Here is a 23,926-nt window from a genome sequence, read left to right as displayed (position 1 = left end):
ACTCTTGCAAGTACCAACATTGACATGTTATTGGAAGAAAAGATTCAAAAAGAGAGAGGACAACAGACTATCTGCATTGGAAAGCTTCGGGCTATTAGTATCACTTGGCTTTGGTCTTTCAACCTTTACACCTATGACCTATCAACGTCGTCATCTACAACGACCCTATAAGGAAGTCTCATCTCGTGGCTAGTTTCGCACTTAGATGCTTTCAGCGTTTATCCCGGCCACACGTAGCTACCCAGCGATGCTCTTGGCAGAACAACTGGTACACCAGCGGTGTGTCCATCCCGGTCCTCTCGTACTAAGGACAGCTCCTCTCAAATTTCCAACGCCCGCGACGGATAGGGACCGAACTGTCTCACGACGTTCTGAACCCAGCTCGCGTGCCGCTTTAATGGGCGAACAGCCCAACCCTTGGGACCGACTACAGCCCCAGGATGCGACGAGCCGACATCGAGGTGCCAAACCTCCCCGTCGATGTGGACTCTTGGGGGAGATAAGCCTGTTATCCCCAGGGTAGCTTTTATCCGTTGAGCGATGGCCCTTCCATGCGGAACCACCGGATCACTAAGCCCGACTTTCGTCCCTGCTCGACTTGTTGGTCTCGCAGTCAAGCTCCCTTCTGCCTTTGCACTCTTCGAATGATTTCCAACCATTCTGAGGGAACCTTTGGGCGCCTCCGTTACCTTTTAGGAGGCGACCGCCCCAGTCAAACTGCCCATCTGACTATGTCTCCCAGCACGATAAGTGCTGCGGGTTAGATTGGTCATAACACAAGGGTAGTATCCCACCAGCGCCTCACACGATACTAGCGTACCGTCTTCTTAGGCTCCTACCTATCCTGTACATGTGTCACAAACAATCAAAATCAAATTACAGTAAAGCTCCATGGGGTCTTTCCGTCCTGTCGCGGGTAACCTGCATCTTCACAGGTACTAAAATTTCACCGAGTCTCTCGTTGAGACAGTGCCCAGATCGTTACGCCTTTCGTGCGGGTCGGAACTTACCCGACAAGGAATTTCGCTACCTTAGGACCGTTATAGTTACGGCCGCCGTTTACTGGGGCTTCAATTCTGAGCTTCGCCGAAGCTAACCCATCCTCTTAACCTTCCAGCACCGGGCAGGCGTCAGCCCCTATACGTCATCTTTCGATTTTGCAGAGACCTGTGTTTTTGATAAACAGTCGCCTGGGCCTATTCACTGCGGCTGACTTGCGTCAGCACCCCTTCTCCCGAAGTTACGGGGTCATTTTGCCGAGTTCCTTAACGAGAGTTCGCTCGCTCACCTTAGGATGCTCTCCTCGACTACCTGTGTCGGTTTGCGGTACGGGTGTTGATAACCTGAAGCTTAGCGGGTTTTCTTGGAAGTCTGCTTACCTGCACTATCAGCGCCCCCGAGGGTTTGCTGTACTATCAGATTTCAGCTAGACCGGCGGATTTGCCTACCAGTCCAATACCTACGTCCTTCAACGAACTATTCCGTCAGTTCGCGGCAGTGTCACTACTCCGTCACCACATCGCAGTTATCAACAGTACGGGAATATTAACCCGTTGTCCATCGGCGTTCTCCTTTCGGATGAGCCTTAGGCCCCGACTAACCCTGATCCGATTAGCGTTGATCAGGAAACCTGGGTCTTTCGGTGGGCGGGTTTCTCACCCGCCTTATCGTTACTTATGCCTACATTTGCTTTTCTATAAAGTCCACCACAAGTCACCTTGCAGATTCACCCCCTATAGAATGCTCCCCTACCAGTGCAATAAATTGCAATCCATAGCTTCGGTAGTAATCTTGATGCCCGTTTATTATCCACGCCCGGTCGCTCGACTAGTGAGCTGTTACGCACTCTTTAAATGAATGGCTGCTTCCAAGCCAACATCCTAGCTGTCTGGGCAACCGGACCTCGTTAGTTCAACTTAGACTACATTTAGGGACCTTAGCTGATGGTCTGGGTTCTTTCCCTCTCGGCCTTGGACCTTAGCACCCAAAGCCTCACTGCCGGCCATATCTAACAGCATTCGGAGTTCGTCTGGATTTGGTAGGATTTGACTCCCCCGCACCCAATCGGTAGCTCTACCTCTGCTAGACTCAATGCCGACGCTGTTCCTAAAAACATTTCGGGGAGTACGAGCTATTTCCCAGTTTGATTGGCCTTTCACCCCTACCCTCAGGTCATCCGGAAACTTTTCAACGTTTATCGGTTCGGTCCTCCAGTACGTGTTACCGCACCTTCAACCTGCCCAAGGGTAGATCACAAGGTTTCGCGTCTACCTCATCCGACTATGCGCCCTATTCAGACTCGCTTTCGCTTCGGCTCCTTGACTTAATCAATTAACCTTGCCGGACAAGAGTAACTCGTAGGCTCATTATGCAAAAGGCACGCCGTCACGGAATCGCTCCGCTCCGACCGCTTGTAAGCACACGGTTTCAGGTTCTTTTCACTCCTCTGTTCGAGGTTCTTTTCACCTTTCCCTCACGGTACTGGTTCACTATCGGTCTCTCAGGAGTATTTAGCCTTACCAGATGGTGCTGGCAGATTCCCACAGGATTTCTCCGGTCCCGCGGTACTCAGGATACCACTATGCCTGTATTCTTTACCTGTACGGGGCTATCACCCATATCGCGCAGTTTCCCACCTGCTTCCAGTTCATAGCACAGTACAATGTCGTGGTCCTACAACCCCCATATTGCCGTAACAATATGGGTTTGGGCTCTTTCCCGTTCGCTCGCCACTACTTGGGAAATCATTATTATTTTCTCCTCCTACGCTTACTTAGATGTTTCAGTTCGGCGCGTTCGCGTATTATACAATATACCTTCAGTATATTAGGTTGCCCCATTCGGAAATCTACGGATCGAATCGCATTTGCCAATCCCCGTAGCTTATCGCAGCTTATCACGTCCTTCATCGCCTCTGAGAGCCTAGGCATCCCCCGTGTGCCCTTATTTACTTTCTTCACGCTATCACCCCTTTTGCTAAGTGATAGGTTGCTTTCGCTTATTCTACAAGTAGAAAAAGCTTCTGTTGTCTTCTCTTGTGTCTCTTTTCTTCCAATATGTCAAAGAACTCTTTGTCTTCTTTAGATAATAGATGGTAGATATTAGATGGTAGACCCTAGTGCGCCATATAGGCTCTAATGTCTGTTGTCTGATGTCTCACATCTGTCATCTTCGATGACTTGTGGAGAATAACGGATTCGAACCGTTGACCCCCTGCGTGCAAGGCAGGTGCTCTAGCCAGCTGAGCTAATTCCCCATCGTGTCATTATGGTAGTCCCGAGCAGATTTGAACTGCTGACCCCTACATTATCAGTGTAGTGCTCTAACCAACTGAGCTACGGGACTAGCTTAAATTCCTCATCTTCTCAAGATACCATGCCAACTTACGCTGGGCAGGTACTTTCTTCTAATGTGTTTCTTATTTTAACGATCAAATGTTGCGCAGACGAGCCGGAATCAGGCTCTAGAAAGGAGGTGATCCAGCCGCACCTTCCGATACGGCTACCTTGTTACGACTTCACCCCAATTACCGGTTTTACCCTAACACGCTCCTTGCGGTTACATGCTTTAGGTACCCCCAGCTTTCATGGCTTGACGGGCGGTGTGTACAAGGCCCGGGAACGTATTCACCGCGGCGTTCTGATCCGCGATTACTAGCGATTCCGGCTTCATGCAGGCGAGTTGCAGCCTGCAATCCGAACTGAGAACAGCTTTAAGAGATTAGCTAAACCTCGCGGTCTCGCAACTCATTGTACTGTCCATTGTAGCACGTGTGTAGCCCAGGTCATAAGGGGCATGATGATTTGACGTCATCCCCACCTTCCTCCGGTTTGTCACCGGCAGTCTCGCTAGAGTGCCCAACTGAATGATGGCAACTAACAATAAGGGTTGCGCTCGTTGCGGGACTTAACCCAACATCTCACGACACGAGCTGACGACAACCATGCACCACCTGTCACTTTGTCCCCGAAGGGAAAGCTCTATCTCTAGAGTGGTCAAAGGATGTCAAGACCTGGTAAGGTTCTTCGCGTTGCTTCGAATTAAACCACATGCTCCACCGCTTGTGCGGGCCCCCGTCAATTCCTTTGAGTTTCAGCCTTGCGGCCGTACTCCCCAGGCGGAGTGCTTAATGCGTTTACTGCAGCACTGAAGGGCGGAAACCCTCCAACACTTAGCACTCATCGTTTACGGCGTGGACTACCAGGGTATCTAATCCTGTTTGCTCCCCACGCTTTCGAGCCTCAGCGTCAGTTACAGACCAGAGAGTCGCCTTCGCCACTGGTGTTCCTCCATATATCTACGCATTTCACCGCTACACATGGAATTCCACTCTCCTCTTCTGCACTCAAGTTCCCCAGTTTCCAATGACCTTCCCCGGTTGAGCCGGGGGCTTTCACATCAGACTTAAGGAACCGCCTGCGCTCGCTTTACGCCCAATAAATCCGGACAACGCTTGCCACCTACGTATTACCGCGGCTGCTGGCACGTAGTTAGCCGATCCTTATTCTTCGAGTACATTCAGCTATCTACACGTAGATAGGTTTATTCCTCGACAAAAGCAGTTTACAACCCATAGGGCAGTCATCCTGCACGCGGCGTTGCTCGGTCAGACTTTCGTCCATTGCCGAAGATTCCCTACTGCTGCCTCCCGTAGGAGTCTGGGCCGTGTCTCAGTCCCAGTGTGGCCGATCACCCTCTCAGGTCGGCTATGCATCATGGCCTTGGTGAGCCGTTACCCCACCAACTAGCTAATGCAGCGCGGGCCCATCCATATCCTATAAATATTTAACTACTTGATGATGCCATCTCGTAGTCTTATGCGGTGTTAATCCGAATTTCTTCGGGCTATCCCCCTGATATGGGTAGGTTGCTCACGCGTTACGCACCCGTGCGCCACTCTCACCAAATGTTAGCAAGCTAACACTTGGATCCCGTTCGACTTGCATGTATTAGGCACGCCGCCAGCGTTCGTCCTGAGCCAGGATCAAACTCTCCATTGTAAAATGAAGTGTAAGATCAAGACTATTTATAATAAATAGAATTGTCTTTATTTAAATATCTGTTTCCCTGGTTCCGATCTGGTTGAATTGATTTATTAAAATCTTCTTGTTCAACTTTCGACTTGCGTCTACTCGCTGCGCTACATGATCATTATTTCTTAAAGAACTTTTCGCTTCCGCATCTCGCTTCCGCTTTTCTTATGTTGTGCGCCTTGTTTCCGTGGCGCTCAAGCTTTCAGTTTTTCAAGCTTCGAGCCTTGCGCTCTCAGCCGTTCCCCGTAGTTGGGACTGCAAAGGTAGAAGGTTTTTTTGAATCTCCAAAATTTATTTTAAAATATTTTTTGAAGCTCTTTTTTGAGGTCGAAATCTCTTGCTTATTAGCAGCGGATATCTCGCTCTTTCCTTCCCGATGTCATGGCCGTTTCGGCCGTCCCTCCCTTGCGGAGTGGTGCAAAGATAGTGACAAATAACCCATACTTCCAAGACCTGCAAACGAATATTTTTAGGCCGATGTCGTAACTCGCTAGCAATGTGAACAATAATTTATCAGAGAAATATTGGGATAGACTTGTTTTGGGCTGTTTTGGGGGCTGGAAGGGGAAAATGACGGGCTTAGGGCAGAAAGAAATGAGGCTTTCTTCGAGAGAAGATGGGGTACGCGTCAGGGCAAACCTAATGCAGACCTCATGCACTCCCCTTTCATAGCCCTCCCCAAGCGGGTTTGATTGGGTTATGTATTGGGTTTACATTGGGTTTGAAAGGGCTTTAAGCTATCGAATAGTAGTTAGTAGTTAGTATTTAGTACTTAGTACTAAGACCTATGGCGTAATATCCGCGACAATACATGATCCTGCTCATCTTTAAATCCTTCCTTTCCTGGTTCAAGACCAAATTACTTTTAAAACAAATGTGCAATACAAGAAACAACAACAACAACAACAGCAACCCTTTTTAGGAAGAAAAATCAGCATATTGCCATACATGTTTATTGCGTAAGTATAAAAAAAAGAGGCTGTCAGAAGGGTCTATAAAAAAAGGAAGCTACCCGATTGGGCAGCTTCCTCATTTTTTGGAGAAACCTAAATTACCTCCAACCATCTATTTTAATTTACCTATTTATTTCCATCCACCACCTAAGGCTTTATAGAGCACTACTTGATTAAGCATTTTCTCTTTTAGGATGTCGACTTCTGCAACCTGAGCGACAACCAGTCCTTTTTGTGCGGTGATGATGTCCAGGTAGGTTACCCGGCCTGCTATGAAAAGTTCTTCGGCGGCTTGGATCGATGATTCCAATGCCAGTACCTGTTCTTGAACGAAATCTTCACGATTCTGAATTGCGCCATGGGTTTTCAACGCTAGCGACACTTCGTTTACCGCATTCAATACCACTTTCTCGTATTCCAGGAAGCTGATTCCGTAGGATGCTTTCATGGTTTCGTATTGGGATTTCAATTCGCGCTGTCTGAATATTGGCAGGGTCACGCCTCCAAACAAGCCGTAAGTCACCGATTTATCGATACTAAACAATTTGTCTAAGCTAAAGCTTTGCAAACCTAAATAAGGACTAATAGCGACCGACGGCAAGAATGACAAGCGCGTACTTTCCAATTCATGGAAGTCAGCTTTCAAATCCAATCCTGCTTTTCGGATATCGATCCTGTTATTGAATAGGTCTTCCAAATTTCCAACGGAAAGATCAGCAAAGAGCAAATTCTCACGCAATTGATTATTCGAGCGGACGATAGGCTGATATACTCTACCAATTAGGGAATTGATCTGATGCTCATACGCCAGGATCTCCTGCATGGCGTTCTCACGCCCTGCTTTTGACTCCGCTAGAATGGATTTAAACTGCTGCACGGCTAATTCATCTGCACGTCCCGCTTCCTTTTGCGCTTGCACAATCTCCAAAGCACGTTCGTGAAGATTGATATTCTCTTCGTAAACCTTAATCTTTTGGTCTAAGCTCATCAGTTCAAAATAGGCCGAAGCAATACTGCTAATTAGTTCAGTCTCCATCAAACGTTTCAGCTCACTTTCCGACATGAGTTGCATAAAAGCTGCCTCTCTCCTATTTCTCAGCTTTCCCCAAAGGTCAATTTCCCAAGAAGAGCGCACTCCTACGAAGTAATCGGGGATAAAAGGTTCAGGAAGCTTCTCATCGTCCGTTAGGTTTTCGGAGAAATTGGAATCGTAGTTACCGATTCCCGACTCCGTATAATGCCCATATTTTCTTAGGCCCGCTTCGACCGCTGCATCAATTGACGGATAGAGCGATGACTTGCGGAATCTGAAATTCGCCTGTGCTTTTTCGATACGCAAGACCGCTTGTCGCAGATCCCTATTGTTCAATAATGCAGAATCTACCAATGCGATCAGGTTTGCATCCGTGAATACCTCACGCCAAGGCAGATTGGCAACATTCGACGAATCTGTTAAGAGCTGTTTTGCTTCAGTATTCATTTTTTGGTCGATTTCCGGACTGCTCGTTTGCTTTGGAACCGAGCATGAAGAAACGAATAACAAAATAAGAATCGCCACGGTCGCTTCTGTCAGACGCTTTGTTTTCTGCTTCTCAGCTTTCTTTTTTCTACGGGAGAAAAGAACGATTAAGCCAGGTATTACCAATACACCTATGACGGTTCCGATTACCATTCCTCCTACCGCAGCCGTACCGATTGTACGGTTACCGATGGCACCGGCACCAGACGCTAACATCAATGGGATTAGTCCGGCAGCAAATGCGAAGGAAGTCATCAAGATTGGGCGCAGACGAGCTACGGCACCTTCGATTGACGCTTCCAAAACATCCATCCCTTGCTTGCGCTTCAAGTTTGCATATTCTACAATCAGAATAGCATTCTTACCCAATAATCCGATTAGCATGACTAGGGAAACCTGGGCGTAGATATTGTTTTCCAATCCGAATAATTTTAAGAAAATGAAGGCACCGAAGATACCCGCAGGTAAACAGAGAATTACCGGCAATGGCAGCAAGAAACTCTCGTATTGCGCACATAGCAATAAATACACGAATACTAAACAGAGCAAGAAAATATAAGCCGCTTGATTACCGGAAATCTTTTGCTCACGCGTCATTCCCGACCATTCGATTACATAACCTTGAGGCAATTCAGCAGCAATACGCTCCACCGCTTCAATCGCTTGTCCGGAACTAAAGCCTGGTGCCGCTTGACCGGTGACCATCGCAGATGTAAACATATTATAGCGTGTAATCTGCTCAGGACCGTAGATACGCTTCATCGTCATGAATGAGGAATAAGGCACCATCTCGCCATCTGCGGTTTTCACGTAAAGGTTCAAGATATCCTCGGGGCGCTTTCGGGAGAATGCGTCCGACTGTACCATTACCTTATACATCTGTCCGTAGCGGATAAAGTTTGTTGCATACTGGCTACCTAATAAGGTCTGCAAAGTATTCATGGAATTTTCTACAGAAATACCCTTTTTAGCGGCTAAATCGTAGTCAATTTCCAGCATATACTGAGGGAAGTTCACGTCGAAGGTTGAGCTTACGCTTTCAATCACCTCGTCTTCCGTTAACTTCGTCATGAAATCTTTTACCACTTTATCGGTCGCAGCGAGGTCTTCATTACCCGTTCTATCCAGAACGCGAAGCTCGAAACCCGATGAGTTACCGAAACCAGGCACTGTAGGCGGCGGGAAGAACTCAACTTCTGCGTCGGCGATATGCGCCGTTTTCTCACGAAGCACGCGCATCACATCGTCCACCGTCTGATCTCTTTCTTTCCATTCCTTTAAGTTGATCATCCCCATACCATAAGACGCTCCGGACACTTCCGTTACGATACTATAGCCGGCAAGAATAGAAACCGTTTCTACGACATCCATTTCTCGGGCCAAAGCATCGACCTCGTTCAATACGGCTTCGGTTCTATCCACGGTCGCTCCCGGCGGCGTAGTAACCGCAACGTAAATCATACCCTGATCCTCCGTCGGAATAAATCCAGATGGAAGAATCGCTGCAGATCCCCAAGTCAATACGAACATGATTGCTAAAGATGCGAGGGTAATTACACGCCGTCCTGCGATTTTGCTTAAAGTACCTTTATAACCCCCGCTAATACGGTCGTAAACACGGTTAAAGCCTTTAAAGAATTTATCTAACCAATTATTGCTTGGTTTTTTATCGTGTGGTGATTTTAGAATAATTGCACAAAGAGCCGGCGTTAAGGTTAAGGCATTGATACCCGAAATAACAATTGCGGCTGCTAAGGTTAGCGAGAACTGACGATAGAAGATCCCGACCGGTCCATCGAGAAAGGCCACTGGCACGAATACCGCTGACATTACAAGCGTAATCGCAATTACTGCCGATCCCACTTCGTTCATAGCTGCTAGGGTAGCGTCCATTGGCGAGAGATGTTCTTCTTCCATCTTCGCATAGACGGCCTCGACGACGACAATACCGTTGTCGACGACAATACCAATTGCTAATACGAGCGCAAAGAGCGTTAGTAGATTGATGGAGAATCCCATCATCTGCATAAAGAAGAGCGATCCGATCAAACAGACAGGCACTGCTAAAATTGGGATGACGGTTGCTCTGAAATCTTGAAGGAAGATAAATACCACTAAAAACACGAGGATAAATGCTTCAACAAGCGTAATCAATACACTGGAAATAGACGCATTCAAGAAACGAGATACGTCGTATCCCATGGTATAAGTCATTCCCGGCGGGAATGTGGCGCCCTTCAGTTCTTCCATTCTATCTTTTACGCGTTGGATTACTTCCTGCGCATTAGATCCCGGAAGCTGCTTTAACATGATCGAAGCCGATGGGCGGCCGTCCGTTTCGGATACCATTTCATAGTCCAGGGATCCAAATTCGACATCTGCGATATCCTTCACCCGAATGATTGAACCATCCACATTCGCACGGATGGGGATATTTTCATACTCCGAAACCTCTGTAAATTTACCGGGATAGCGAAGTACATACTGCTGCATATTGACTGTTTTATCCGAACTGATACCTGTTTGTCCAGGTGCCGCTTCGATATTTTGTCTACGCAGGGCGGTTACTAATTCATCGGTCGATATGGAATATGCAGACATACGGTCGGGACGCACCCAAATACGCATGGCATAATCCTTCATTCCCATAATCTGCGCGAAACCAACACCTTCGATACGCTTTAACTCTTTCAGGATATTGATATCTGTAAAGTTGTAGATAAAGCGTTCATCAGCGGTCTCGTCATCCGTATAGAGATTTAAGTACATCAACATACTATTCACCTCTTTTTCGGTGGTTACCCCGGCTTTGATTACCTCTTCGGGCAATTCATCGAGCACCGTTGTCACCCTGTTCTGCACGTTTACCGCAGCGATGTCGGGGTCCGTACCTACTTTAAAGAATACTTGAATTAAGGTCGTACCATTATTGGTAGATACGGTATTCATATAGGTCATACCCGCCACCCCATTGATGGCCTTTTCCAGCGGAATAGCCACCGCGTTGGTACTCACTTCGGCGTTTGCACCGGTATAATTGGCGGTTACTACGACCGAGGGCGGAACGATATCCGGGAACTGGGTAATTGGCAAGGTAAAGAGCGCCAATAGTCCCAATAAGGTAATAAAAATGGATATGACCAATGATAAAACTGGTCGTTTAATAAATTTTTCGAACATGAAATTACCTTTCTCCTTTAGTTATTTACCATTTTTGGTTTCACGATCATTCCATCACGCAGTGAGTTTACCCCTTCAAATACAATCTTCGAATCTTTTGGCAAGCCATTTTCCACTACATAATAATGTCCGACACGTTGTCCATTTTGGAAAGGCGTCATTTTTACGGTATCACCTTTTAAGGTATAGACATAGGCTTTATCCTGAATCTCTACAACCGACTTTTGATGAACCATGGTCAAGTTGCCTGTCTGCGTAGGCACGCCAATTCTACCCGTTGCACCATGCTTCAAAATTCCGTTCGGGTTTGGGAATTTGGCACGAAGTGAAATCGATCCTGTACTTGCTTCAAATTCCGACTCTACAATTTCGGCTTGTCCGCGGTGTGGATATAACTGTCCATTTGCCAAGATTAATTGAACTTCTTTGCTGAATTTCTTTCCTTGTGCTTCAGGATCTGTAACGATTGCTAAGTACTCAGGCTCCGAGATATCAAAATAGACATTGACATTATTCAAATCGGAGATTGATGTAATAAGAGCGCCTTCATTCAGCAAGGAGCCTTCTTTTAGAAGAATGCGGTCAATCCTTCCGTCAAACGGTGCGCGTATTTGGGTATTCGCTAATCTTGTGCGGTTTTGATTCAACACAGCTTCTGCCTCTCTGGCTTTCGCATGTGCCGCACGTAACTGCACGCGTAGCAACTCGTATTCAGTTCCGCTGACAATATTTTTGTCTACTAATTTTTTCGTGCGTTCCATTTCCAGCTCGACCTTCTTCACTTCGGCTTCAGCACTATTTACGGCAGCCTGTGCCTGTGCGAAGTCGGCTTTATATTCTTCATTATTCAACGAGAACAGCACTTGTCCTTTACGAACATGTGCACCTTCGTCGACATATATCTTATTTAAGAATCCCGTTAAGCGCGAACGCAGTTCGACATTTCTTTGAGACTGTATGTCGGCGATATACTCTTTGTAAATAACGGTATCCATTTGGATTAGATTCGTAACGGGAACTACCTTAGGTTGCGCGGTAGATACTTTTTCATTACTGTTTGCCGTACAAGACGCGGCGAGCAATGCCCAGCCTAAAACAGGCAGTAGCATACGATTATTTTTCATAGCAATATAAAATGTGGTATATATAAATAAAATAGAATACAAGAGGGCTAAGGGTGTCCACCTTTCGGCGCACCTGTAGCAATCCCTAAAAGCGAGTTAAAGGGCAGAAATTAGAATGGGCGGTATCTATACAAAAAGCTGTAATAGCCAGGGAGGCATTGCGTTTTTGAGAGATAAAATGGGTGATCTAGCTCTTTGATTCGATTGATTAATCGCGATAACAGCCAAGTAAAGACCATTACCATCGGCAGGAAGCCTACAAATAATGAAAATATGCGATAATCGTCAAAGATAATTCCCGGTAGAGACTCCGGCAATTCGGAATGGTTGATATTTAAGACTTCTTCGAGTACGACTTCCACCAAGGTTTCGTTCGACTGTTTCGAGGCCAGACCGAAGTAGTCAGTTTGCTTAACCTCGTAACATAGGATGTTGAGGTAGCCAAACAATGCCAGGAAATGTAGAAATCTGAACATACGCTGCAAAGATACACAACAGCGTTAGGGCATGACTATGCCTATTGTAAAAAAAATGTGATAGAATGGCGTTTAACCCTTCTTTTCTGTCATTTCTGTGTCGTTATCTACTGGTTCGTCATCGAATAGAATTCGAACAGAGGGTGTATAGGTGTCCTCGTGTTGTCCGTTTTTAGAGGCCCAAAAGAAAGCGCCCAAGAAGAACAACGCGATAAAAACACTACATCCGATCAGCATAAATATGATGTTCATAAGGACAAATTTAAATTAATTTTCTACGTTTTGCGTATGCACGCGTCATCAAACTTGTAAAGGATATAATCGTTACGGTACTTATCGGCATCAATATCGCGGCAAACAAAGGCGACATTGTTCCTTGTACGGCAAAACTCAAACCGATCGTATTATATGCCAGCGAGATCATAAAACTCATCTTGATTACCTTCACGGCGTCTTTACTAAACTTAAAGAACTTGGGAAGCTTGCTGAAGGATGCGCCATCCAAAATAGCATCGCAACCCGGCGAGAAATTATTAATGTCATCTGACACGGCTATTCCCAGGTCGGCCTTACGTAAGGCGCCGGCATCGTTCAATCCATCGCCCAACATACAGACTTTATGGTTATCTTTTTGCCAATGGTCAATCTTGTTTAGCTTATCCGACGGTGTCTGATTGAACAACAAGCTTGCTTGTGTTGGGAAAATCAGTTTAAGGGCATCTGCGCGACGCTCATTATCCCCTGATATCAAATGCAGTTGATAATGATCTCCTTTGAGGTTATTGATTACATCGGTCAGCCCTTCGCGCCAGGACTGCTCTAAGGTAAATAAGCCTTTTACTTGACCATTAACACTAATATAAACTACGGAACCCTCAAAATCTTTTTTCTCTGTTCCGACAAAACTTGCCGAACCGACTTTCATTTCCCAATCCTGATATACAGCCTCTTGTCCCTTCCCTACCGTTTCGATGTAATTTGAAATTGGTAATACAGGCACTTCGCCCAACCATTTAATAATCTCTCGACTCAAAGGGTGGTTGGAGTTTCGACAGATAGAAAACAAAAGGCTTCTTTCCTGTGCTGTCAGCTCGCCTTCAAAATACATGCTAGACACGTTAGGCGAAGATATTGTTCCTGTCTTATCAAAAACAACGGTATCAATAGCCGCCATCTGTTCAATCGCTGCTGTATTTTTGATGTATAATTTATTCTTATCGAATATACTGAGCGCTGCGGAGAGCGTGAAAGGCGAACTTAATGCTAATGCACATGGACAAGCAATAATCAATACGGCGGTGAATGCTGCCCAGGCCTTCTCTGCATTTCCAGTAACGCCCCAATATATGGCTGCGGAAAAAGCAATCAATAGCAATCCGATGGTAAAGTATTTACTGATGTACCCAATGAAGGTTTCAAATTTCTTTTCTACCTGTTTAAAACTTTCGTTGTTCCATAGTTTAGTCAGGTAGCTTTGGGAAACAGCCTTTACGACCTCTAGTTCAATTGCTTCACCGATCTGTCTACCCCCAGCATACACGACTTCACCGAGTACTTTTTCCACGGGCTTACTTTCGCCAGTTACAAAGCTGAAGTCTACGGCTGCATTCCCTTTTAACAGGATGGCGTCGGCAGGGATAATCTCGTTATTGCGCACCATAATGCGATCGCCGACTTTCAAATCTGCAATCTGCGTTGGTTTATTGATCTCATTTTCAATGACCGTTACAGCGACCGGAAAATAAGATCGATAATCACGCTCGAAGGATATGTGGTAGTAGGTACGTTGTTGCACCCATTTACCGATCAGGATAAAGAATACCAAACTACAGAGAGTATCCATAAAGCCTGCTCCTGTTTGGGAAATAATTTCAAACGCGGAGCGGAAAAACAAGACGAAAATACCTAAAGCTAAAGGCACGTCTAAGTTGAGGCGCTTTTGTTTCAGACTGTACCAGGCCGACTTAAAATAGTCTGAAGCACTGAATAGTAGGACCGGCAGTCCGAAAGCAAGGTTCATATAGCCAAAGAAGTTGGTATATTGCCGCTCGAACTCTGCCATTCCGAAATACTCGGGAAAGGAGATCATCATGGAGTTACCAAAGCAGAATCCTGCAACAGTAATCTTGGCGATCAGTTTATTTTGATTTACCTTTTTACTTTCCTTGATAACATCCTGCAATGTAATTTTCGGGTCGTAGCCTATTTGATGTAAAAGTTCGACTAATTCGCGGAGTGATATTTCGTTTTTAAAGAAGGTTATGCTGGCTTGCTTCTTCATGAAGTCGACCTGAGAAGTTTTCACTCCAGGGTTTAACTTATAAAGATTTTCTAGCAACCAGATACAAGAAGAACAGTGTATAGCAGGCACATAGAATGTGATGATAGCCATACTGTCATCTTGGTAATCGACCAACTTGGCAATAATATTGGGTTCATCCAGGTAGGATAAGTCTTCTTTTTGCGCTTTCTGCGATTTTCCCGGATGGGTGTTATATCTGTAGTAGCTCGCTAAGTTATTTTCATTAAGAATTTGGTAGACTGTTTGACAGCCCAAGCAGCAAAAACTATGTTTATCTAAAATATATGAAGTATCTTCAATTGTATCACCACAGTGGTAACAATTGGTATCCAGCTTTAATTCATTCCTTACATCCATGGCATTACGACTATATTGCTTGGCTGAAGAGGTTTTCTCTTTCCTGAGTTTCGTGTAATCTGACGTCAAATGCCATGCAGACATTGCGCAGGAAGGATTTCCCCACTTGTGTTATCTCGACCTTATTGTTCGTTACGGTGACTAAGCCATCGGCTATCATGGGTTGCAAACGCTTCAGTATATCCTCGTTTTCTTTCACGTTATCTTTCAATATAACTTTTCCGCGGCACATCATGTCGAGAATATATTGACGAATATGTGTATCAAGGTCTGTCAACAGGTGTCCTTTCACTACCGGAAGTTTTCCTTCTCCTATTAACGCATGGTACTCTTCTACTGTTTTAACATTTTGTGCAAAGCCCGTCCAAGCATCACTGATGGACGAGACGCCCAATCCAAGCAATAGCGGTGTATAACGATCGGCATAGCCCATAAAGTTACGATGTAAGCCACCACTTTTCAGCGCTAAATATAACGCATCTTCTACTTTGGAGAAGTGGTCCATTCCGACATCTTTGAATCCTGCGGCCTGGATCATTTCTTTTCCTAATTTATATAAGTTCAATTTTTCTTCGCCAACCGGAAGGTCATGCTCTGTAAATCGGCGTTGTCCAGGTTTAATCCATGGCACATGCGCATAGCTATAGAAAGAAATACGGTCTGGATTTAAGCGCAAAGAATGTTCAATTGTCATCTTTACCGACTCGGCTGTCTGCAATGGCAGTCCGTATATTAAATCAAAATTGATGGAGTCGTATCCGATTTCACGTGCATCTTTCATCACCCGATCGACGTCCTCTACCGTTTGGTGGCGGTTGATGATGAACTGTACCTTCTCATCGAAGTCCTGGATTCCTAAACTTAATCTTTTGAACCCTAAATCATAAAGGGTTTTCAAATGATCGTATGTAGTATTTGCTGGATGTGCTTCGAAGGAGAATGATGCTTCTGCAGCTTTTCTATTTCCTGACAGCAATCCGTTGATCAGTCTTCTTAAGTTTTCTGCCTTAAAGAATGTTGGTGTACCGCCTCCTAAGTGAATCTCGCTAATTAACAATGATTCATCTCCCAGGATTCGTTTGTACATATTCCACTCTTTTAGCAGCGACTCAATGTATGGTGTTTCTACATTATGGTTCTTGGTGATTCGGGTATTGCAGCCGCAATACGTGCATAGGCTTTCACAGTATGGAAGATGGATGTAAATGCTTATCCCATTGTGCTTCGAGCTCTTAAAATTTTGTGCCACTCGAAAGCGCCAATCTTCTTCGTTGAAAGCATTATTTTCCCAAAAAGGGACAGTTGGGTAGCTCGTATAACGAGGTGCAGCAACATTATATTTGCTGATTAATTGATTTAAATCTGGATTTTCCATCTTAACTTTGTTTAGTCCTGTTAGCACAGTCCATTCGACATTGGCACGCTTCTCCGGCACATCCCCCCACCATCCATTGGGTTAGATTTTGAATTGTTTGTTTGGCTATACTTTCCATTGAAGAGTCGAACGGAACATTTGCCACGTGCATTTTTAATTCACCAGCATAATCAAGGTCTATATGATCGGTTGTTCTAGAACGAGTAATCACGCTTTTAACCCCCATTTTGTACAATTCAAATAACATTACACGATCGAGAATATCGCGATCCGAAATCAATACGGCCTCTTTGCCCATTGCAAAGTGGATCGTACTGAAATTTAGCTCGTTCGATATCAAAGTCAGATCATGGACTTTGGCATTTGCCTTAGCCAAGATTTCCTTCTCTTGATCTAATATATTGTATGCAATCACTCTCATTCCTAAATTTGTAGCTAATTAGCCCAAAGGTAGGCTTAAATGGAGGATGAACTAGTGAATGGCATCATGTAAAGAAGTGATATATATCACTCCATTAGCATGGTGTTAATTCGATATTGAGTGGTATCTATTACCTTCAATATCATTTGAATCAACTCCTAGTTGGATGGATTTATTGATAATTTAACCAGCTAGTTATCAATCCAATAACCATGATATATATTTTATTATTTTAAGAATAGCATTGTTGGAAGAAGGAAAAAAAATTAGATGTGGTTTAATTGGGATCAGCGGATAAAATTGATGATTGTAACAGGCATATTTAGCATTTACTAATCATCAAGATTACAGGCCTAATACTTGTTTATTCGTTAGAATTTCAGCAAAAGAAAAGAGCCCTTATCCGGGCTCTTCCTATTTATTCATTTTTTGGCATGCGCATGAAAGCAACATTACGAATTACCTTTAAGCTGCCAAGGTTTTATTGTTTAATGTTCTTCAGCTTTGCGATCGAGAATATTTTGATTGCATTGCCTTCTTTTGTTAAAAGACGTTCATCTTTAAAATCGGCAAGCATTCTAGAAATAGTTTCGTTTGCTGTTCCAGCTAATGCCGCCAGATCATCACGCGATATTTTAATGGTTACCTCGTCCATATCCGCTTCGGACTTCTCTGCTACATTAACTAGAGCATTTGCGACCCGCTTCCTTACGGAGTCGTATGCGAATCCTAGCATCTGTTCTTCTTTGTCACGAATATTTTGAGATAACAATTTGATCAGCTTGGTCGCTATTGCCGGTTTCTTGTACATCAATTCGAAGAAAGCATCCTTGTGAATCAAGGCGATTTCGGCATCTTCTAGGGTCGCTGTATTATCGCCATATTTGATATTCAGCAACACAGATTCTAATCCGAAGAATTGATCCTCGATATAAATATTGGTAGACAATTCGCGCCCATCTTTATAGTTCAAGAAACTACGTACTTTTCCTTTTTTGATGTAATAGACATATACTGGCGTATCTCCAGCTTCATAAATTGTTTGTTTTTTCTTGATTGATTTTACGCGTCCATTACTTGCCAGGTCCTGCAATAGATATGCTTGTTCTGATTCGTCCAGGCGTAGGCTATCGATATTGGGACTTGCTTTTGCCTGTAATTGCTGGCGTTTTTTAAAACGGCTTTCTATGGCATTCAATAGTTCCAAGTCGTCAAAAGGCTTGGTCAGATAATCGTCTGCCCCCATCTCCATGGCTTTACGGACGTCGGCTTTCTCTGTTTTCGCTGTTAAGAAAATGAAAGGAATGTGTTGAGTTTCCTCGTGCTTTCCTAACATGTACAACACGCCATAACCATCCAGTTCAGGCATCATTATATCACAAAGAATTAAGTCTGGGTGATGTTTCATTGCCATCTCCACCCCTGTCTTTCCTTCTTCCGCAACAATGACGGTATATTCACCTGTTAATTCTAAAATCTCTGCTGTGCTCTCTCGGATATCACTATTATCTTCGATGATTAAGATTTTTCTTTTTTCCATTATAGTTGGGTAAAACTCATTTTAAAAATAGCACCTTGGTTTACTTCGGACCAATAATCCATCTGTCCTCCCATCAATCCTACATAACGTTTTACGATATTTAGCCCCAAGCCGGTACCTGGTATATTTCCTGTATTATTTGCTCTAAAGAATGGTTCCGTTAGATTTGCTTGTTCGTCTTTCGGAATTCCAATACCATTATCTTTAACGGTCACTAGTAGATTATCCTTATCGATTTCCGTACTGAATTCAATAAAGGTATCTTCGCCGGAGTATTTGATGGCATTAGAGACCAGATTGATGATACTGTTTTTCAATAGATTCGGATCCACATAGAAGTTCGAAACTTCGCCCGTATGCTGATAAACAATATGCTGGTTCTTTTTACAAATCAGCTGCATCTCTTCCGCTATTTCCTCACCTAGCTGCACAATATTAGTATCCGCTTTATTCACGACTACGACGCCAGCCTCCAGTTTTTCCAGAGAAAGGAAGTCATTCAGTATGGTATTCAACAATTGAACCGAACCTTTGATACGCGCCGTATGCTTTTCAATAGGTCCATATTCTGACTTCTCTACATAGCGGTCGATCAAGGACGCAGATAGTTGTACGGAGCTTAAAGGCGTTCTGAATTCATGTGAAGCCATCGACACGAAGCGCGACTTCAACTGGTTCAATTCTTTTTCCTTTTCCAACGAAACGCTGACATCTGCTTTGGCTTTTTCAAGTTCAGAAACCAGTTTTATCAAGTCTTTCGTTCTCTCTCTAATTTTCGTTTCGAGTTCTAGGGCATGTTTCTTCAGTTCGTCCTCGGCTTGCTTTTCTTTCGTAAGATCATGAACAAAGCCGGTAAAGATTTTTCCATCTTTGTAGAACACCTCACTTACCGACAGACGGAAGGGGAAAGTGGAGCCATCTTTCTTGAGGCCGCGTACTTCACGGCCAATCCCGATGATTTTTTTATGTCCGGTCTGCTCATAGGTTGAGATATACCGATCATGATTAGAGCGATCAGGCTCTGGCATTAGCATGGAAATATTATTTCCAATAACTTCTTCGGCCTTGTAGCCGAATAGCACTAATGCGGAGGGGTTTATACTCTCCACAATGCCATGCGGATCGATAGTTATAATGCCATCAATCGCATTTTCAATGATTGCTTTGAGTAGTTTTGATGAATCCAATGGTACTGTACTATTTTACTAATTTTTTATATTTCACTCTTTTCGGAGCGACATCGCCTAAGCGTTTTTTACGATTTTCTTCATATTCCGTATAGTTACCTTCGAAGAAATATACTTGTGAATCGCCTTCGAATGCCAGAATATGTGTACAAATTCGATTTAAGAACCAGCGATCGTGGGATATAACCACAGCACATCCACCGAAGTTGTCCAATCCTTCCTCCAATGCACGAAGGGTATTTACGTCAATATCGTTGGTAGGCTCATCCAGTAATAATACGTTTGAACCTTTCTTCAATGTAATTGCCAAATGTACACGATTTCTCTCACCTCCGGATAATACGGATATTTTCTTCTGCTGATCTCCACCGTTGAAGTTGAATTTTGACACATAGGCTCTTGAGTTGACCTGCTTATTTCCTAACAAGATGTTTTCATTGCCACCTGTAATATTCTCCCATACTGTTTTGTTCGGATCAAGGTCATCATGCATTTGGTCGACATAACCTAACACAACGGTCTCACCTACTTTAAACGTTCCTGAATCAGGTTGCTCCTGGCCGGTAATTAGTCGGAAAAGTGTTGTTTTACCGACCCCGTTAGGACCGATAATACCGACGATTCCTGCTGGAGGCAAAGAGAAACTCAGGTTTTCGAATAAAATGCGATCGCCGTACGATTTAGAGACATTGTCAGCCTCAATAACCACATTCCCTAATCTAGGTCCCGGTGGGATGAATAACTCAAGTTTTTCTTCGCGTTCTTTCGTTTCCTCAGAAGCTAATTTTTCGTAATTATGTAAACGTGCTTTTGACTTCGCATGGCGAGCTTTAGGGGCCATCTTCACCCATTCTAACTCACGTTCTAAGGTTTTTTGACGTTTAGTTTCTTGCTTTTCTTCTTGTGCTAAGCGTTTCGCTTTTTGATCCAACCAAGAAGAGTAATTTCCTTTCCAAGGAATACCTTCACCACGATCAAGCTCTAAGATCCAACCGGCAACATTATCAAGGAAATAACGGTCGTGGGTTACAGCGATTACTGTTCCTTTGTATTGTTGCAAGTGCTGCTCTAACCAATCAATAGACTCAGCATCCAAGTGGTTGGTAGGCTCATCTAGCAATAAAACATCTGGTTCTTGCAATAATAATCGACACAATGCCACCCTTCTTCGCTCACCACCTGACAAATTGGCAATCAGCGCATCAGGCTCCGGACAACGCAATGCGTCCATCGCTCTTTCTAGTTTTGCATCTAATTCCCAAGCGTTCGTTGCATCGATGATATCTTGCAATTCCCCTTGTCTGGCTAACAATTTATCCATCGCATCAGCATCCTCATAAACCTCCGGCAATCCGAATTTCTCGTTGATCTCTTCATATTCCTGAAGGATGGCTGTTGTTTCTGCTACGCCTTCTTCAACAACTTGCTTTACGGTTTTAGTAAGGTCTAGTTCGGGTTCTTGCGCAAGGTATCCAACAGAATATCCTGGTGAGAACACAACTTCACCTTGGTAGGATTTATCAATTCCTGCAATAATCTTCAATAGGGATGATTTCCCGGAACCATTTAAACCGATAACCCCGATTTTTGCTCCGTAGAAAAAAGATAGATAGATATTTTTTAGAACTTGTTTGGATGGTGGGTGTATTTTATTAACACCAGCCATCGAAAAAATAATTTTTTCGTCAGACATAAGAGAAATGTAACTTTTTACACAAAGATAATGGAAATACTGACAAATTGGTAGTTTTACGGGTATGGTCTAATTGTTGATAAATAATATCTATAACAAAAGGCGGTACCATGTATTTTTATTACATTTATAATGTTTGGTACATCCACTAATTGAGAAAGGTAATTTAAATGGAAGCAAAATTTTCACCCCGCGTAAAAGATGTCATTTCCTACAGTCGTGAGGAAGCATTACGCTTGCGCCACGATTATATCGGGACAGAGCACCTTTTACTCGGATTAATACGTGAGGGCGATGGGGTTGCGATCAAGATATTGAAGAATATCGGAATAGACATGGCGGCAGTTCGCCAGTCTGTGGAGGATGCTGTGAAAGGTTCTTCCGTTTCGCGTTCTCCAGTGAACAACAACATGCCACTGACGAAACAAGCCGAAAAGGTTTTAAAGATAACTTATTTAGAAGCTAAGATTTTTAAGAGTGATATTATTGGTACAGAGCATCTGTTATTAGCGATTCTGCGTGATGAGGAAAACATTGCCTCGCAGATATTGCAACAGTACAAAGTATCTTATAATACGTTTAAATCTGAGGTTGAGCAAAATGCTTCGGGTATTACAGACGAAGCGTCGAGCACACCGCCAAGTGGCGACGACGATTACGCGGAAGATGATTCGCAGTTCTCAGCACCGAAGAAGGTTTCTGATATCAAATCTAAAACCCCGGTATTGGATAACTTCGGGCGCGACTTAACAAAAGCTGCGGAAGAAGGTAAGTTAGATCCTATTGTAGGACGTGAGAAAGAGATTGAGCGTGTGTCGCAGATCTTATCGCGTAGAAAGAAGAATAACCCTATTCTAATCGGTGAACCAGGGGTTGGTAAATCTGCTATCGCGGAAGGATTAGCATTACGCATCATACAACGTAAGGTTTCACGTGTATTGTTCAACAAGCGTGTCGTTACGCTTGACTTGGCGTCATTAGTGGCAGGAACGAAATACCGTGGACAGTTCGAAGAGCGTATGAAAGCGGTTATGAACGAATTGGAGAAATCTCCGGATGTTATCTTATTTATTGATGAGATCCACACCATCGTTGGTGCAGGGGGTGCTTCAGGTTCATTGGATGCATCCAATATGTTCAAGCCAGCATTGGCACGTGGAGAAATCCAATGTATCGGTGCAACGACTTTAGATGAATACCGTCAGTATATTGAGAAAGACGGTGCTTTAGATCGTCGATTCCAAAAAGTAACGGTAGAACCGACTACGTATGATGATACGATCGAGATTTTAAACCGCATTAAGGATAAATATGAGGAACACCACAATGTAACTTATACACCGGAAGCGATCGAAGCTTGTGTGTCTTTGACCACACGTTATATCACAGACAGATTCTTACCAGATAAAGCTATTGATGCGTTAGATGAGTCGGGTTCTCGGGTTCACTTGAACAATATCCATGTGCCACAAAGCATCATCGATATTGAAGAGAAAATCGAAGAGGTAAAGGTTGAGAAGAACAAAGTTGTTCGCAGTCAGAAATACGAAGAGGCAGCGAAACTACGTGATACAGAGAAGAAGCTGATCGAAGAGCTGGAAAAAGAGAAGGCAGTTTGGGAAGCAGAAACGAAGACAACGCGTTATACTGTTACGGAAGATAATGTTGCTGAGGTTGTTTCGATGATGACGGGTATTCCTGTTCAACGTGTTAGCCAATCCGATAGCCAAAAGCTATTGAATATGGGCGAATCGATGAAAGGCCGTATCATCGGTCAGGACGATGCTGTTCAGAAGCTTGTAAAAGCTATTCAACGTACGCGTGCCGGCTTGAAAGATCCAAAGAAGCCGATAGGTTCATTTATCTTCTTAGGTCCTACAGGTGTTGGTAAAACGGAATTAGCGAAAGAGCTTGCTCGCTTTATGTTTGATTCTGAAGATGCATTGATTCAGATTGACATGAGTGAGTACATGGAGAAATTCGCGGTATCTAGATTAGTAGGTGCGCCTCCAGGATACGTAGGATATGAAGAAGGTGGACAGTTGACAGAGAAAGTTCGTCGTAAGCCTTATGCAGTGGTTTTATTAGATGAGATTGAAAAAGCTCACCCTGATGTGTTCAACTTATTGCTACAGGTATTGGACGAAGGACAGTTGACCGACAGTCTTGGCCGTAAGGTTGACTTCAGAAACACGATCATCATCATGACTTCGAATATCGGCGCACGCCAGTTGAAAGAATTCGGACAAGGTGTTGGATTTACGACTGCAGCGAAAGCAGATCAGGCCGACTCACATTCTCGTGGAGTAATTGAAACCGCGTTGAAGCGTGCGTTTGCTCCTGAGTTTTTAAACCGTGTGGATGATGTGATTGTATTCAACTCATTGAACAAAGAGCATATCTTTAAGATTATTGATATTGAACTTAAATCTTTATTCACAAGAATCGAGGGATTAGGACACAAGATCACCCTTACAGAGAAAGCGAAGAACTACATTGCTGAGAAAGGATATGACAGCAACTTTGGCGCTCGCCCGTTGAAGCGTGCGCTCCAAAAATACTTGGAAGATCCGATTGCGGAAGAGATTCTGAAAGGGGAGTTGAAATCTGGCGAAGCCATCTTAGTAGACTTTGATGAGGCGAAGAGCGAGATTAAAGTTGCCGCAGCAAAGAAGGATGAAAGTGATGACTCCAACTTAGCTTCTGATGTAAAAGACAACAAAAAGAAAGATTAATTTCACATAAAATTGAATACTTAAAAAGGCG

Annotated in this window: 11 protein-coding genes, 2 tRNA genes and 2 rRNA genes; 1 reads left to right on the top strand and 14 read right to left on the bottom strand. The window is 44.0% G+C overall.

Annotation, left to right across the window (positions count from 1 at the left end; translation table 11 throughout):
* Positions 1 to 75: 75 nt before the first annotated feature.
* From QYC40_RS03135 to ettA, 14 genes are all read right to left on the bottom strand, one after another.
* Positions 76 to 2,957: ribosomal RNA gene (locus QYC40_RS03135) — 23S ribosomal RNA — on the bottom strand.
* A gap of 225 nt (positions 2,958 to 3,182) precedes the next feature.
* Positions 3,183 to 3,256: transfer RNA gene (locus QYC40_RS03130), tRNA-Ala, on the bottom strand.
* A gap of 12 nt (positions 3,257 to 3,268) precedes the next feature.
* Positions 3,269 to 3,345 (bottom strand) — tRNA-Ile (locus QYC40_RS03125).
* A 122-nt stretch (positions 3,346 to 3,467) separates the two neighbouring features.
* Positions 3,468 to 5,000 (bottom strand): 16S ribosomal RNA (locus QYC40_RS03120).
* Together the 16S and 23S rRNA genes with 2 tRNA genes alongside form the textbook arrangement of a ribosomal RNA operon.
* A gap of 1,116 nt (positions 5,001 to 6,116) precedes the next feature.
* Positions 6,117 to 10,685 carry an efflux RND transporter permease subunit gene (locus QYC40_RS03115; RefSeq protein WP_301992355.1) on the bottom strand — a complete coding sequence of 1,523 codons (4,569 nt, stop codon included), beginning with the start codon at positions 10,683 to 10,685 and terminating at the stop codon, positions 6,117 to 6,119.
* Between the two features lie 17 nt (positions 10,686 to 10,702).
* A complete protein-coding gene (locus tag QYC40_RS03110; protein WP_301992353.1) occupies positions 10,703 to 11,809 on the bottom strand; it encodes an efflux RND transporter periplasmic adaptor subunit in 1,107 nt (368 codons plus the stop codon).
* Between the two features lie 110 nt (positions 11,810 to 11,919).
* Complete coding sequence (locus tag QYC40_RS03105) at positions 11,920 to 12,285, bottom strand: hypothetical protein (RefSeq protein WP_301992352.1); 366 nt, start codon at positions 12,283 to 12,285, stop codon at positions 11,920 to 11,922.
* A 72-nt stretch (positions 12,286 to 12,357) separates the two neighbouring features.
* Positions 12,358 to 12,537 (bottom strand): cbb3-type cytochrome oxidase assembly protein CcoS, encoded by a 180-nt coding sequence (gene ccoS / locus QYC40_RS03100; RefSeq protein WP_301992351.1) that lies wholly within the window; start codon positions 12,535 to 12,537, stop codon positions 12,358 to 12,360.
* A 10-nt stretch (positions 12,538 to 12,547) separates the two neighbouring features.
* The gene (locus tag QYC40_RS03095) at positions 12,548 to 14,944 is read right to left on the bottom strand and encodes a heavy metal translocating P-type ATPase metal-binding domain-containing protein (RefSeq protein WP_301992350.1); all 2,397 of its coding nucleotides are present in this window, start codon (positions 14,942 to 14,944) and stop codon (positions 12,548 to 12,550) included.
* A gap of 10 nt (positions 14,945 to 14,954) precedes the next feature.
* Complete coding sequence (hemN, locus tag QYC40_RS03090) at positions 14,955 to 16,319, bottom strand: oxygen-independent coproporphyrinogen III oxidase (protein ID WP_301992349.1); 1,365 nt, start codon at positions 16,317 to 16,319, stop codon at positions 14,955 to 14,957.
* Position 16,320: 1 nt separating this feature from the next.
* A complete protein-coding gene (locus QYC40_RS03085) occupies positions 16,321 to 16,740 on the bottom strand; it encodes a lactate dehydrogenase (RefSeq protein WP_301992348.1) in 420 nt (139 codons plus the stop codon).
* A 481-nt stretch (positions 16,741 to 17,221) separates the two neighbouring features.
* Positions 17,222 to 18,280, bottom strand: a complete 1,059-nt coding sequence (locus QYC40_RS03080; RefSeq protein WP_301992347.1) for a response regulator — start codon at positions 18,278 to 18,280, stop codon at positions 17,222 to 17,224.
* Positions 18,280 to 19,467: a PAS domain-containing sensor histidine kinase gene (locus QYC40_RS03075; protein ID WP_301992346.1), complete on the bottom strand. Its 1,188-nt coding sequence runs from the start codon at positions 19,465 to 19,467 to the stop codon at positions 18,280 to 18,282. Before QYC40_RS03075 ends, QYC40_RS03080 begins: the two co-directional genes overlap by 1 nt.
* Before the next feature lie 10 nt (positions 19,468 to 19,477).
* Entirely contained in the window at positions 19,478 to 21,160 is a 1,683-nt protein-coding gene (gene ettA, locus QYC40_RS03070) for an energy-dependent translational throttle protein EttA (protein ID WP_260042680.1), read from the bottom strand.
* A 170-nt stretch (positions 21,161 to 21,330) separates the two neighbouring features.
* Here ettA and QYC40_RS03065 point away from each other — a divergent pair, with 170 nt between their 5' ends.
* On the top strand, positions 21,331 to 23,895 hold the full coding sequence (locus tag QYC40_RS03065; RefSeq protein WP_301992345.1) for an ATP-dependent Clp protease ATP-binding subunit: 2,565 nt from the start codon (positions 21,331 to 21,333) through the stop codon (positions 23,893 to 23,895).
* Positions 23,896 to 23,926 lie beyond the last annotated feature (31 nt).

It is taken from the genome of Sphingobacterium sp. BN32 (genome assembly GCF_030503615.1).
Taxonomy (GTDB): Bacteria; Bacteroidota; Bacteroidia; order Sphingobacteriales; family Sphingobacteriaceae; genus Sphingobacterium.
This window is presented reverse-complemented; position numbering and strand designations above follow the sequence as displayed.